General features: G+C 57.7%; 13 protein-coding genes. 10 read left to right on the top strand and 3 right to left on the bottom strand.

What is annotated here, in order from left to right:
* The first annotated feature begins 323 nt into the window (after positions 1–323).
* Positions 324–1,577 carry a serine hydroxymethyltransferase gene (gene glyA / locus ACNY69_RS07020; RefSeq protein WP_111139133.1) on the top strand — a complete coding sequence of 418 codons (1,254 nt, stop codon included), beginning with the start codon at positions 324–326 and terminating at the stop codon, positions 1,575–1,577.
* Positions 1,578–1,705: 128 nt separating this feature from the next.
* Complete coding sequence (locus tag ACNY69_RS07015) at positions 1,706–2,854, top strand: 3-phenylpropionate MFS transporter (protein ID WP_418797703.1); 1,149 nt, start codon at positions 1,706–1,708, stop codon at positions 2,852–2,854.
* Here the strand turns inward: ACNY69_RS07015 and csiE are convergent.
* On the bottom strand, positions 2,836–4,104 hold the full coding sequence (csiE, locus tag ACNY69_RS07010) for a stationary phase inducible protein CsiE (protein ID WP_111139135.1): 1,269 nt from the start codon (positions 4,102–4,104) through the stop codon (positions 2,836–2,838). The two genes, ACNY69_RS07015 and csiE, sit on opposite strands and share 19 nt — an antisense overlap.
* A gap of 155 nt (positions 4,105–4,259) precedes the next feature.
* Between csiE and ACNY69_RS07005 the strand changes: the two genes are divergently transcribed.
* From ACNY69_RS07005 to ACNY69_RS06995, 3 genes are all read left to right on the top strand, one after another.
* Entirely contained in the window at positions 4,260–4,886 is a 627-nt protein-coding gene (locus ACNY69_RS07005) for a DUF1007 family protein (RefSeq protein WP_418797700.1), read from the top strand.
* The gene (locus ACNY69_RS07000; protein ID WP_418797698.1) at positions 4,877–5,875 is read left to right on the top strand and encodes a nickel/cobalt transporter; all 999 of its coding nucleotides are present in this window, start codon (positions 4,877–4,879) and stop codon (positions 5,873–5,875) included. The genes ACNY69_RS07005 and ACNY69_RS07000 overlap by 10 nt, the downstream gene beginning before the upstream one ends.
* Positions 5,876–6,077: 202 nt before the next feature.
* Positions 6,078–7,091, top strand: coding sequence for a TIGR04086 family membrane protein (locus tag ACNY69_RS06995; RefSeq protein WP_111139138.1), 1,014 nt, complete (start codon positions 6,078–6,080; stop codon positions 7,089–7,091).
* A gap of 60 nt (positions 7,092–7,151) precedes the next feature.
* Here the strand turns inward: ACNY69_RS06995 and suhB are convergent, their stop codons facing one another.
* Positions 7,152–7,955 (bottom strand): inositol-1-monophosphatase, encoded by an 804-nt coding sequence (gene suhB, locus ACNY69_RS06990; protein ID WP_111139139.1) that lies wholly within the window; start codon positions 7,953–7,955, stop codon positions 7,152–7,154.
* A gap of 132 nt (positions 7,956–8,087) precedes the next feature.
* On the opposite strand from suhB, the gene trmJ reads away from it, so the two are divergent.
* The 5 genes from trmJ (at position 8,088) to sseB (ending at position 12,974) form a co-directional block, all read left to right on the top strand.
* The gene (gene trmJ, locus ACNY69_RS06985) at positions 8,088–8,825 is read left to right on the top strand and encodes a tRNA (cytosine(32)/uridine(32)-2'-O)-methyltransferase TrmJ (protein WP_367395695.1); all 738 of its coding nucleotides are present in this window, start codon (positions 8,088–8,090) and stop codon (positions 8,823–8,825) included.
* A 145-nt stretch (positions 8,826–8,970) separates the two neighbouring features.
* Positions 8,971–9,468 (top strand): Fe-S cluster assembly transcriptional regulator IscR, encoded by a 498-nt coding sequence (iscR, locus tag ACNY69_RS06980; protein ID WP_111139141.1) that lies wholly within the window; start codon positions 8,971–8,973, stop codon positions 9,466–9,468.
* Positions 9,469–9,556: 88 nt separating this feature from the next.
* On the top strand, positions 9,557–10,717 hold the full coding sequence (locus ACNY69_RS06975) for an IscS subfamily cysteine desulfurase (protein ID WP_111139142.1): 1,161 nt from the start codon (positions 9,557–9,559) through the stop codon (positions 10,715–10,717).
* A 159-nt stretch (positions 10,718–10,876) separates the two neighbouring features.
* Positions 10,877–12,163: an aminopeptidase PepB gene (gene pepB / locus ACNY69_RS06970; protein WP_111139143.1), complete on the top strand. Its 1,287-nt coding sequence runs from the start codon at positions 10,877–10,879 to the stop codon at positions 12,161–12,163.
* 46 nt (positions 12,164–12,209) lie between these two features.
* Complete coding sequence (gene sseB, locus ACNY69_RS06965; RefSeq protein WP_111139144.1) at positions 12,210–12,974, top strand: enhanced serine sensitivity protein SseB; 765 nt, start codon at positions 12,210–12,212, stop codon at positions 12,972–12,974.
* 37 nt (positions 12,975–13,011) lie between these two features.
* Here the strand turns inward: sseB and sseA are convergent, their stop codons facing one another.
* The gene (gene sseA, locus ACNY69_RS06960; RefSeq protein WP_111139145.1) at positions 13,012–13,854 is read right to left on the bottom strand and encodes a 3-mercaptopyruvate sulfurtransferase; all 843 of its coding nucleotides are present in this window, start codon (positions 13,852–13,854) and stop codon (positions 13,012–13,014) included.
* Positions 13,855–13,894 lie beyond the last annotated feature (40 nt).

The raw sequence follows: 13,894 nt of genomic DNA, 5'->3' as shown, positions 1-13,894 counted from the left end.
AAGGACCTCAGGTTAAAAGATGTATTTTAAATGCATCTTATGGCTGAACGGTCCACGCTGTAAATATGCGGCTCCTTTTTCAGGCTGTCAGAGTGGCAACTTTTGTGTGCATGGCAAAAAACGGCGGTCGCGGGCGGGGGAGGAACACCGTGTGGCAGGCACGGCAAAAGGTGTAAAAAGGCGATGCCAGTCGCCAGCCAAACGTTTGCGTAAAAAGAGGCGGTTCACCCTACCTTCACCTGTTAAAACGGTTTACACTGTGGGCCTTCGCCCCTGAAGAGGGGTAAATACCGTCAGAAAGTTAGCTGAGTCAGGAGATCCGGATGTTAAAGCGTGATATGAACATTGCCGATTACGATGCCGAGTTGTGGCAGGCAATGGAGCAGGAGACAGTGCGTCAGGAAGAGCACATTGAACTGATTGCTTCTGAAAACTACACCAGCCCGCGTGTTATGCAGGCGCAGGGTTCTCAGCTCACCAACAAATACGCTGAAGGTTATCCGGGCAAACGCTACTACGGCGGTTGTGAATACGTTGATATCGTTGAGCAACTGGCTATCGACCGCGCTAAAGCGCTGTTTGGTGCTGATTACGCTAACGTGCAGCCACACTCCGGTTCCCAGGCTAACTTTGCGGTTTACACGGCGCTGCTGCAGCCGGGCGATACTATTCTTGGCATGAACCTGGCGCACGGTGGACACCTGACTCACGGTTCACCGGTTAACCTGTCAGGCAAACTCTATAACGTCGTGGCTTACGGTATCGATGAAGCCGGTAAAATTGACTACGACGAACTGGCTGAACTGGCGAAAACCCACAAGCCAAAAATGATTGTCGGCGGCTTCTCAGCTTACTCCGGCGTCTGCGACTGGGCGAAAATGCGCGAGATCGCGGACAGCGTCGGCGCCTGGCTGTTTGTTGATATGGCACACGTTGCCGGTCTGGTGGCCGCTGAGGTCTACCCAAGCCCGATCCCGCATGCCCATATCGTGACCTCCACCACCCACAAAACCCTGGCGGGTCCGCGCGGCGGCATCATCCTGGCGAAAAACGGCGACGAAGAGTTCTACAAGAAACTGAACTCGGCGGTCTTCCCGGGCGGTCAGGGTGGTCCTCTGATGCACGTTATCGCCGGTAAAGCCGTGGCCTTCAAAGAGGCGATGGAGCCGGAATTCAAAACCTACCAGCAGCAGGTAGCAAAAAACGCCAAAGCGATGGTAGAGGTGCTGATTGCGCGCGGCTACGACATCGTTTCTGGCGGCACGCACAACCATCTGTTCCTGATCGATCTGGTGAGCAAGAACCTGACCGGTAAAGAGGCGGATGCGGCGCTGGGCCGTGCCAACATCACCGTCAACAAAAACAGCGTACCAAACGATCCGAAAAGCCCGTTTGTTACCTCCGGTATCCGTATCGGCACTCCGGCAGTAACCCGTCGTGGCTTCAAAGAAGCTGATGTGCGTGAACTGGCGGGCTGGATCGCCGACGTGCTGGACAACATCAATGACGAAGCGACCATTGAGCGCACCAAACAGAAAGTGCTGGATATCTGCGGCCGTCTGCCGGTTTATGCATAATCGCTAACCCGTTGTGAAACAGCATAAAAAGGATGGCATCTGCCATCCTTTTTTATTGCCTGTACCGCGGCGCTCTGCCAGAGTAGCGCCCACTTATGCTGCCATGCGGCACACCTGCTGGAGGGAATATGGCAATCGCGTCTGCCAGATGGCTCGGACTGGGCTACTTCACTTACTTCTTCTGTTACGGCATCTATCTGCCATTCTGGGGCGTCTGGCTGAAAGGCACCGGGCTGGATGCGGAAAAAATTGGCCTGCTGCTGGGCTGCGGTATGGTGGCGCGTTTTGTCGGCAGCCTGCTGATCGCCTCGCAGGTCCGTAATCCCGGCCGGCTGATCACCGCACTGCGCCTGCTGGCACTGATGACCTCTCTGTTTGCTGCTGGTTTCTGGGCAGGGGAGCAGTGGATGTGGCTGCTGACCGTGATGATCGGTTTTAACCTCTTCTTCTCGCCGCTGGTGCCGCTTAGCGATGCACTGGCCGCGACCTGGACGCAGCAGATTGGCCTGGCGTACGGGCCGGTCAGATTGTGGGGATCGCTGGCCTTTGTGGTCAGCTCAGCCTTAACCGGCGTGCTGGTCAGTGCTTACTCCTCTCAGGCGATTCTGCTGCTGCTCTCTGTCGGCGTTATCGCCATGCTGAGTGGGATGATGCTGAAGCCCGCGACTCAGCCGCACGGCAGCGAACGGCAGAGCGCCGCAGGCGGCGGCTGGCAGGTCTGGCGTGACCTGCTGCGGGAAAAGGCGGTCTGGCGATTTATGCTCTGCGTGACGCTGCTGCAGGGGGCGCATGCCGCCTATTACGGCTTCAGTGCGATCTGGTGGCAGGAGAGCGGCTATTCTGCCTCGATGGTGGGCTATCTCTGGTCGCTGGGCGTGGTGGCGGAAATCATCATCTTTGCCCTGAGCAATCGCCTGTTCCGCCGCTGGAGCGCGCGCGATCTGCTGCTGCTCTCGGGCGTCTGTGCCCTGATCCGCTGGAGCCTGATGGGAGCCAGCACCGCGCTGCCGCTGCTGATTGTGGCGCAGATCCTTCACTGCGGCAGCTTTACTGTCTGTCATCTGGCGGCGATGCGCTTTATTGCCGCGCGGCAGGGCGCGGAGGTAATCCGGCTGCAGTCGCTCTATTCGGCGCTGGCGATGGGCGGCGGGATTGCGATCATGACCATGATCTGCGGGGTGCTGTTCGCCCATCTGCAGGGGCATCTTTTCTGGGTGATGGCACTGGTCGCGCTGCCTGCGCTGTTTCTGCGTCCGGGCTACGACTCCAGCAAATAACGAATGCGCTGCTGATGGTGTAGCGTCAGCGGCAATTCAGCATGCACCAGCGGCGGCGAGAAGAGCGGCAGTGAGGTGGGGTAGGGTGAAATGATAATGTCCACATCCCGCGGCGCGCCCTCCCGCTGAAACAGTTTCACATCCTGATAGGTAATGTTGACGGGCAGCAGGGTAATCTCCCGGATCTGCTGCTCAACATCCTGTTCCAGATCGGCATCGTCACCGGTCAGCAGCAGCACCTGCTTCTCCTGCAGCGCGCTGCCCTGCATCAGCCAGGCCCCAAAAATGATGGTCACTAAACTGACCTCTTCCTGAGAAAACGTCACCTGATAGTGCTGCTCAAACCGCTGCAATGCCTGTTGCGTGGTGCGCAGCAGCCGGGGATAGAGGCGGCTGACATCCAGGGCCACGCTATTATCAATACCGATACTGAAATGGGTGCGGTCCAGCGCCTGGGTCAGGTGCGGATAGAGCTGGTGCAGCAACTCGGCGCGGTCGGCGAAGGTGACCCCGGCACACTGCTCAAAGTCATCGATCAGCTGCTGAGTGGCCTGCAGAAGTTGCGTTTCCGCAGGATGGGCAACTGTCTCCACGCCAGGCGTATGGATCTGGCTGAACAGCAACGTCCAGAAGTCTGTTTCACTGACGGGCGGGGCAGGATTGCAGCGTTTTCGCCAGTGATGAATCACATCCTCTGCGGCCTGGCGTTCAGCTTTATGCTGTAGCCACGCGCGCTGGGTTTCACTGAACAGCACCGGCTGACGCTGACACAGGCCATACTTCATATAGATCTGCAAAAACAGCCGGTCGCGGTCGCTGAAATCACGCTTCATGCGCAGGCTGCAGTGCTGGATCAGCGCCTGCAGATTGGTCTCATCCCACAGCGCCTTCTCGATCTTCATTACCTTCAGGCGCTGACGCAGGGGCGCGGCGAACTGCTCGCAGACGAAATCCGTCGACAGGCGCAGACTGCGTCGCAGGTTGTGCAGCAGACAAAGGCGTCGATCCAACTCTGTACCATGAAGGCGAAAGCTGCCATCGACCATCTGGTGCAACTCCAGCTGGTGATATCGCTGTATCTCAAGGCCCACATCCGCGATATCCTGTCGGGCAACAGCAGGATCGACGCCATTCAGCTGGCAGACTTTTTCAAGTGTAAGCGCGGGTGTTGGCAGAAATAGCAGCAATAAAAGATGGCACTGACGCTGTGAACGGGTGAAGAGTGGTGCCAAAGGGGTAGCAGAACTCATCAATCAGATTTCCAGCAGGCTATTTTGAGCTAAGAATAGTCAACCCCGTTAGCGGTTGCGCGGTTTGCGCGGTTTATTTGCCGGAGGTTTAAGGCGGGTCACAAAATTTTGTTACCTCTGGATCCTTTTCATCGGAAACGTTACTTTATAACATTATGAAACGTGCACTTTTTCTTTTGCTGATGACCGCGAGTCCGGCGCTGCTGGCCCATCCGCATAGCTTCATCGACATGAAAACTGAGCTGGTGGCGAAGGATGACACCTTTACCGGCCTGAAGATGATCTGGACCATGGATGAGATTACCTCTGCCGATCTGCTCTATGACGCAGGCGAGGCGAAGCCTGGCAGCGTGGTGTGGAAGAAGCTGGCGGCGGAAGTGATGGCCAACGTGCTGGGACAGCACTACTTTTCGGAAATCTGGCATAACCAACAGCGGGTAAAGTTTTTGAATCTGCCAACGGAATACAACCTGTCGCGCAGCGGCCACAAAGCAGTGCTGGAGTTCATTCTGCCGCTGGCGGAACCGCCAACGCTGGCCGGACAGCGCTTTGAGATCCTGACGTACGATCCCACCTATTTTGTCGATATGTTCTATGACAACCCCGGTGCCCTGACGCTGCCACCCGCGCTGCAGACGCGCTGCCGGTTTACCCTGAACACGCCAAAGCCTGACGAAGCGCTGAAGCAGTATGCGCTGTCACTGGATAAGGCGGACGCACCGGCGGAAGAACTCGATCTGGGTCGCCAGTTTGCGCAGACGGTGGTGCTGACATGTCAGTGATCGCCCGGTCGAACCGGATCGCCCGGCGCTGGCCACTCTGGCTGATGGCGGCACTGTTTATCAGCACTGCGGGGCTGGTCTGGTTCTGCTGGCCGCAGATCCTGCTGCAGAGCGTCCTGTGGCAGAAAGATCTGCACCAGCAGATGACCTGGCTGTTACAGCAGGTGGCGGCGCAGCCTCATCAGGCTGGCCTTTCACTGGTGATCTTCAGCCTGCTCTATGGCGTGCTGCACGCGCTGGGGCCGGGCCACGGTAAAGTGGTGATCACTACCTTTCTGGCGACCCATCCGGGCCGCGTAAAAACCAGTATCAGACTCACGCTGCTGGCCTCCCTGCTGCAGGGCTCGGTGGCGATCGCCCTGGTGACGGTGATGCTGGTGCTGCTGAAAACCTCGTCGCGTCAGCTGCACCTCAGCAGTTTCTGGCTGGAGAGGGGCAGTTACCTGCTGGTGATGGGGCTGGGGATCGTGATGGGGTATCGGGCGCTGCGGGCGCTGTGGCGGGCGCTGCGTCCGCGAGCGGCACCGCCGTTTCAGTCGTTCCAGCCGCTGACGCCGCATTCCCCTCACCATCAGCACAGCGATCAGTGTGGGTGTGGTCATGCCCATCTGCCGACTCCGCAGCAGCTGAGCGGCAATGTCAGCGTGAAAACCCAGCTGCTGGTGGTGGTGTCGATGGGACTGCGCCCCTGTTCCGGCGCGATTATGATGCTGCTGTTCGCCAAAGTGATCGGAGTCTATCTCTGGGGCGTTCTCTCCGCTGCGGTGATGGCGCTGGGCACGGCGCTGACGATTTCGGCCATTGGTCTGCTGGTTCAGCAGGCGCGTACGGTGGCGCAGCGCCTGGCGCAGCCGAGCGAAGAGGCCGGAACGTCCCGGCTGCTCATGCCGCTGCTGACCCTGATCGGGAGCCTGATTTTAATCGTAGCCGGAGTGGCCTTATGGCAGGCCGCCCGGATGACGCCAGCCGGTGGCATTCGTCCTTTCTGACTGAAACGCAGCGGGAATTAAATTCCCGCCGTCCGCGTTTCCCCGTTAATTATCTTTAAATTCACTCCGTTAATTTTTTCTCTATCCGCTTTAGTGGAGAAAAAACTATTCCCTGTCTACGCTGTTAATACCAAAACGGCATTCCGCCGTCAGGATGATAAAAGTTCAGAACAGTTTCTGTTTATTGTGAGGAGTATATTTCATGGCTGATACCCGTTTTAATAATGGCTACACCGAAACGCTGGCGACCGGGCCCGCGGGATTACCGTTAAAGCGTATTTCCTGGAGCGCCGTATTTGCCGGTGTTATTTGTGCGTTAATCGTTCATATCATTCTGACGCTGCTGGGTACGGCCATTGGTGCCACCACCATTGATCCGATGAAAGAACAGAACCCTCTCGACGGCATTGGTACTGGTGCACTGGTCTGGACGGCCATTGAAATGCTGGTCGCGATGGCCGCGGGTAGTTATGTCGCAGGCCGTCTGGCTCAGCGTGAAGGCGCCATGCACGGTTTACTGATGTTCGGCGTTAGCACAATTTTCACTATTTACCTGGCGATTGCGCTGGCAACCAGCGTATTAGGTGGTGCCATGAATATTCTGGGTTCCGGTTTCCAGGCACTGGGCAGTGGTATTTCCGCCGCCGCGCCTTCGGTTACTCAGATGGCGAAAGAAAAACTGCAGGAAAATAATATTAATCTCGACAGCCTTCAGAATGAACTGGAAACCACTTTACGTCAGACCGGCAAGCCGGAATTACAGCCAGAGAACCTGAAGCAGGATGCGAATAATGAAGCGCAGAACGCTGAGAACCAGGCAAGTAATACCGCGAATCATCCTGAGACAGCTGATACTGATCTGACTAACTGGTTAAAAGGCGTGATGGATCGTCACTCGGATACGCTGCAGGCTGCCGACCGCGATGCGCTGAAAAATATTATCAAAGCCCGCACCGGTAAAAGCGATGAAGAAGTGGATCAGATCGTAGCTAAAGCCGAGCAGAACTATCAGCAGGCGATGCAGAAATATCAGGAACTGAAACAGCAGGCTGAACAGAAAGCGCGTGAAGCCGGTGAGAAAGCCGCTGCCGCGACCGCTAAAGCAAGCTGGTATGCCCTGATCCTGCTGGTTATCGAAGCTGTGCTGGCTGGCGTGATGGGGATGGTGGGTCGTCGTACTCAGCCTCGTCAGGTGCTGTCACACGAACGTCGTTAATCGGCCTTAACAGGCAATAAAAAAGGCGGCCAGAAGGCCGCCTTTTTTTGCGTCTGCAACTTAGCGTTTTAACGCTTCGCTCAGCTCATCGCGCATGCCTGACAGCATCGCTTTCACCACGCGCGGGTTACCTGCCACCAGGTTTCCTGACAGCAGATAGCCGTGGTTACCGGTGAAGTCGGTGACCAGACCGCCCGCTTCACGCACCAGCAGTTCGCCCGCGGCGAAATCCCACGGCTTCAGGCCAATCTCGAAGTAGCCATCCACGCGACCGGCCGCGACATAAGCCAGATCCAGCGCAGCAGAACCGGTGCGGCGGAAATCGGCGCACTGCGTAAAGAGCTTAGTGAGGATGTTCATGTAGGCAGGCGCATGCTGCTTCATTTTGAACGGGAAACCGGTCGCCAGAACGGTGCCATCCAGATCGCGTGCAATGCTGCCGCGCAGACGGTAGCCGTTCAGCTGCGCGCCCTGACCGCGTGACGAGGTGAAGAGCTCATTACGCATCGGGTCGTAAACCACCGCGACTTCAGTGCGGCCTTTGATGCGCACTGCGATAGAGACGGCAAAGTGGGGTAAACGTTTAATAAAGTTGGAGGTGCCATCCAGCGGATCGATAACCCATTGAACGTCCTGATCTTCACCCGCCAGTTCACCGCTTTCTTCGGTGATGATGGTGTGTTTTGGATAAGATTTACGAATAATTTCGATAATCAGGCGTTCTGCTTCGCGGTCAACATTGGTTACGAAGTCGTTGCTGCCTTTCTGGCTGGCTTCGACGGCGTCCGGGGTTTCATAATATTTGGCAATTAAATTTCCGGCCTTGCGCGCTGCGCGCACGGCAATGTTGAGCATTGGATGCATCGGTATCTCTCGCTGGATGTTAAAGAACGGGGAAAACGGCGCGGAGTATAGCAGTGTGTTCGGTAAATGTCCTGCTTTATGTTAGGATTCTCTCCACTGATTTTACTGACCCGTTTCTGAGTATCCCTAATCATGTTGCAAAATATCCGTATCGTGCTGGTCGAAACTTCCCATACCGGTAACATGGGTTCCGTGGCCCGCGCCATGAAAACCATGGGCTTAACCAACCTCTATCTGGTGAATCCGCTGGTCAAGCCTGACTCCCAGGCGATCTCCCTGGCGGCCGGTGCCAGCGATGTGATCGGCGACGCTAAAATCGTCGACTCGCTGGATGAGGCGATTGCCGGATGCAGTCTGGTGGTGGGCACCAGCGCCCGTTCCCGTTCGCTGCCCTGGCCGATGCTGGATGGACGCGAATGTGGCGTGAAAAGTGTGGAAGAGGCCCAGCAGGCACCGGTTGCGCTGGTATTTGGTCGCGAACGTGTTGGCCTGACCAATGAAGAGCTGCAGAAGTGCCACTATCATGTCGCCATTCAGGCGAACCCGGAATACAGCTCGCTGAATCTGGCGATGGCCGTGCAGATCATCGCCTATGAAGTGCGTATGGCCTGGCTGCAGTCGCAGGAGCAGGCGACCCCACAACCGACGTATGAAGCGTCTCCCTATCCGCTGGTCGATGACCTCGAACGCTTCTATCAGCATATGGAACAGATGATGCTGAACAGCGGCTTTATCCGTGAAGCGACGCCGGGCCAGGTGATGAGTAAACTGCGCCGTCTCTACACCCGTGCGCGTCCCGAACGCGACGAACTCAATATTCTGCGCGGGATGCTCTCGTCGTTTGAAAAGCCGAAAAGCGATAAAAAATAAGCCGTTAATAGTTGAGTAAATTACCAGGTTAAATACCTGAGTGTTTTACCAGGTTAAATAGTTGACCAATTTACTCAGGAATGTCAGACTTCATCGCATCTGTTGCTAATCCTCCGATAACCGGACGCTATTGAGGTCGTACGCTATGAGACTGACATCCAAAGGACGTTATGCCGTGACTGCCATGCTGGACGTTGCCCTTCACTCTCATGAAGGCCCCGTTCCGCTGGCTGATATTTCTGAACGTCAGGGCATCTCGCTCTCCTATCTGGAGCAGTTATTTTCGCGGCTGCGTAAAAACGATCTGGTCTCCAGCGTCCGTGGGCCGGGCGGGGGTTATCTGCTGGGCAAAGCATCCAATACCATCTCCGTCGGGGAAGTGATCACCGCTGTTGATGAGTCCGTCGATGCCACGAAATGTCAGGGCAAAGAGGGCTGTCAGGGGGGCGAACGTTGCCTGACCCACGTCCTGTGGCGCGACCTGAGCGTGCGCATCAGTGATTTCCTGAACAACATCACGCTGGCGGAGCTGGTAAACAATCAGGAGATCCTGGATGTGGCCGACCGCCAGAATGCCAACGATAATCGTCGCTTCCAGAGCCCGCGCGCTCAGGAAATTAACGTTAACCAGCGCGCCTCCTGATCCCCGCTGTTCCGGCCCTTACTGCTAACGCGGTCAGGGCCGAATCTGCTATAAAGACGTATGATTTTTAATACGGAGCTGTAGCGCAATGAAATTACCGATTTACCTGGATTATGCCGCCACCACGCCGGCCGATCCGCGTGTGGCCAGCAAAATGATGCAGTTTCTGACGCTGGATGGCACGTTCGGTAATCCGGCCTCGCGATCGCACCGTTTTGGCTGGCAGTCTGAAGAGGCGGTGGATGTCGCCCGCAATCAGATCGCAGAACTGGTCAATGCCGATCCGCGCGAAATCGTCTTCACGTCCGGCGCTACCGAATCGGATAACCTCGCGATTAAAGGGGCGGCCCACGCTCATCAGGCGCGCGGCAGACATATCATCACCAGCCAGACAGAACATAAAGCGGTGCTCGACAGCTGCCAGCAGCTTGAGCGCGAAGGCTTTACGGTCACCTATCTGGCTCCGGCTGCAGACGGCATTATCTCGCCCGACCAGCTGCGCGCGGCGCTGCGTGATGACACCATTCTTGTCACCCTGATGCATGTGAATAATGAAACCGGCGTGATTCAGGATATCGCCGCCTTTGGCGAACTCTGCCGCGAACGGGCGATTCTGTTTCATGTGGATGCGACCCAGAGCGTTGGCAAACTGCCGATCGATCTCAGTGTGCTGCCGGTGGACCTGATGTCCTTCTCTGCCCACAAACTCTATGGCCCGAAAGGGATCGGTGCGCTTTATGTGCGGCGCAAACCGCGCGTGCAAATTGCGGCGCAGATCCACGGCGGCGGCCACGAGCGCGGTATGCGCTCCGGCACGCTGCCGGTGCATCAGATTGTTGGAATGGGGGAAGCCTATCGTATCGCCGCCGAAGAGCGCGAAACCGAGATGGCACGACTGCAGCGCCTGCGCCTGCGCCTGTGGGAGGGGATCAGCGTGCTGCCCGGCGTTTCTCTTAATGGCACTCTTCAGCAGGGCGCGCCGAACATTCTCAACCTCAGTTTTGCTGACGTTGAGGGGGAATCCCTGATTATGGCGCTGAAAGATCTGGCGCTCTCTTCCGGCTCCGCCTGTACTTCTGCCAGCCTGGAGCCCTCTTATGTCCTGCGGGCGATGGGGCTGAACGAGGAGCTGGCGCACAGTTCGCTGCGCTTCTCGCTGGGGCGTTTTACCACAGAAGAAGAGATTGACTACGCCATTGCCCTGGTGCAGAAATCCGTGACCCGCCTGCGCGCCGTCATGAAATCCTGACACCCGGCCATAATCCGGAAACGGCGTCCTGTGATGCCGTTCGCTGGCAACCGCTGACGGAATCTGTTATCAGGTCTCTGCGAGTTACATTTAACATCTTATTAAAGCCGTTATAACAATCAGGCTGGATGAAACAGATAACGACTATGGAGCTTTTCGATGACCACACAACCGATGAACATTACGCTTAGCAGCCAGCCCGCCGATGCGCGCTGGGGCGAGAAAGCGATTCTCAGCAGCAACGACAGCGGCATGACGCTGCATCTGACCGGCGCAGATGCGCTGAATATCATTCAGCGTGCGGCGCACAAAATCGACAGCCAGGGGATCCGCCATGTGGCGCTGACCGGCGAGGGCTGGCACCTTGAGCAGTGCTGGGCATTCTGGCAGGGCTTCCGTGGTCCCAAAGGCCAGCGTCAGGTAGAGTGGCCTGCGCTCGGTGAGCATGAGCAGGCCGAGTTCGATCGCCGCCTGAAAATCATCGACTGGGTGCGCAATGTCATTAACCTGCCAGCGGAAGATCTGGGGCCGGAGCAGCTGGCGCATAACGCCATCGATCTGATCAGCGAAGTGGGTGGCAGCGCGGTCAGCTACCGCATCACCAAGGGTGAGGATCTGCGTGAGCAGGGCTATATGGGCCTGCACACCGTTGGTCGCGGGTCGAACCGTCCGCCGGTCTTCCTGGCGCTCGACTACAACCCGACCGGTGACGACAACGCTCCGGTCTACGCCTGTCTGGTCGGTAAAGGCATCACCTTTGACACCGGCGGCTACAGCCTGAAGCAGAGCAGCTTCATGGACTCCATGAAATCGGACATGGGCGGCGCGGCAACCGTTACCGGTGCACTGGCGATGGCGATCTCACGCGGCCTCAACAAGCGCGTGAAACTCTATCTCTGCTGCGCCGACAACATGGTCAGCAGCAACGCCTTTAAGCTGGGCGACATCATTCGCTATCGCAACGGCAAATCGGTGGAAGTGATGAACACCGACGCGGAAGGGCGTCTGGTGCTGGCCGACGGATTGATCGACGCCAGCGAGCAGAATCCGACGATGATTATCGACGCCGCCACGCTGACCGGCGCTGCCAAAACCGCGCTGGGCAACGACTACCACGCGCTTTTTACCTTTGATGAGGTGATGGCGCAGTCGCTGATGGGCAGCGCGGTCAGTGAGAACGAACCCTTCTGGCGTCTGCCGCTGGCCGAGTTCCATCGCAGCCATCTGCCGTCTAACTTCGCCGATCTTAATAACATCGCCAGCCCCTCCCATGCGGCGGGTGCCAGCAGTGCGGCGGCCTTCCTCTCTTACTTCGTCAGCAATTATCAGCAGGGCTGGCTGCATATCGACTGTTCCGCGACCTATCGTAAAGGCGCGGTCGATCAATGGGCGGCGGGTGCCACCGGTCTGGGCGTGCGCACGATTGCCAATCTGTTACTGAAATAAGCCGAACGCTGCGGTGACCAGAGTCACCGCTGTTCAGAGGGGAAGTATGAACCGTCTTGAAGAGGTGCTGAAGCTGGCGGCGACCGAGCCCGCCCATCGGCCCGAATTTTTTCAACTGCTGCTGGCGTCGGATGTCTGGGTGCCAGGCGAAAGCACCCAACAGCAGTTTGATGCCAGCACGCCCGTCGATCTGCAGCACTGGGAAAAAGAGGATGGCAGCAGCGTCATTCCTTTTTTCACCTCGGAAGAGGCGATGAGCGAAGCGGTCAAAGGTGAACAGGCCTGGCTGCGTCTGCCGGTGCGGACGCTGTTTGAGATCACGCGCGGCGAGACGCTGTTTCTCAATCCCCGACTTCCTTCCGGCAAGGAGTTTACCGCCTCCGAGATCACGCATCTGCTGGCGGAAGAGGGCAGTGCGCTGACTCAGCAAACCGTGCTGGAGGGCGGCACCTCGCTGCTGCTTTCTGAAGTGGCCGAACCGCCTGCGCAGATGATCGACTCGCTGACGCAGCTGTTCAGCAAACACAAGCAGGTGCGTCGCGCGTTTATCGCCACCCTTCGTGAGCAGGCCGATGAGGCGCCGAATCTGTTGATTGGGATCGAAGCGGACAGCAACATCGAGGCGATTATTCAGGCAGCGGGCAGCGTGGCAACCGACACGCTGCCGGACGACGCGCCGATCGATATCTGTGAGGTGAGGGCAGAGGAACGCGGCATCAGCCACTTCTTCACCGCCCACATCACGCCCTTTTATGAACGTCGCTGGGGCAGTTTCCTGCGTGACTTTAAGGGCAGCGAACGGATTATCTGACAGGCAAAAAAAGAGGCGGCTCACGGGCCGCCTCTTTTTATTTCGCGATCGGTAAGTCGTCGCGACTGCCCCATTCACCCCAGGAGCCGTCATACAGCGTGGCATCCCGAACGCCCAGCGCGGTCAGTGCCAGAATCAGGACGACCGCCGTGACGCCTGAGCCGCAGCTGGCGACCACCGGGCGGCTGATATCCACGCCCGCGTCGGCAAACAGTTGGCGCAGTTCCGCATCCGGTTTCAGTTTTCCCTGCTCGACCAGCATATTCCACGGCACGTTCAGGCTGTTGGGAATATGCCCGCGATGCAGGCCGGGACGCGGCTCGTCCACCTCTGCGTTAAAGCGATTAGCGGCACGCGCATCCACGATCTGTGCGCCGCCCTCATGGCTGATCAGCAGCACATCCGTCAGGCGTTTCACCCGGCTGTCATCTGCGTGCGCCTCAAACTCACCCTCCGGCAGATCCACCTCGCCGGTTGCCAGCGCATACCCGGCGGCTTTCCAGCCCTGCAATCCGCCCGCCAGGATCGACACCTGCGCCACACCAAAGGTGTGCAGCATCCACCAGGCGCGCGGAGCGGAAAAGAGATTCCCCTCGTCATAGACGATCAGGTGCTTATCGCTGCTGATGCCCAGTTCGCGCATGGCGACGGCAAAAGCCTCGGCACGCGGCAGCATATGCGGATAGGGACTGGTGTGATCGGAAAGGGCTTCGATATCGAAGTAGGGCGCATCGGGCAGATGCTCCGCCAGATATTCAGCCTGAACATCGCGCACCGTCTCCATCCCGGGTGGCAGCAGCCGGGCATCCAGCACCTGAAGCCCCTCATCATCGTAGTGCTCATGCAGCCAGTCGGCGGACACAAACAGGGGAGTCGTCATAACAACCTCATCTCAGCAATCTGTCGTACCAGTGTCGGGG

Source organism: Pantoea graminicola (assembly GCF_048452665.1).
GTDB lineage: Bacteria > Pseudomonadota > Gammaproteobacteria > Enterobacterales > Enterobacteriaceae > Pantoea.
This window is presented reverse-complemented; position numbering and strand designations above follow the sequence as displayed.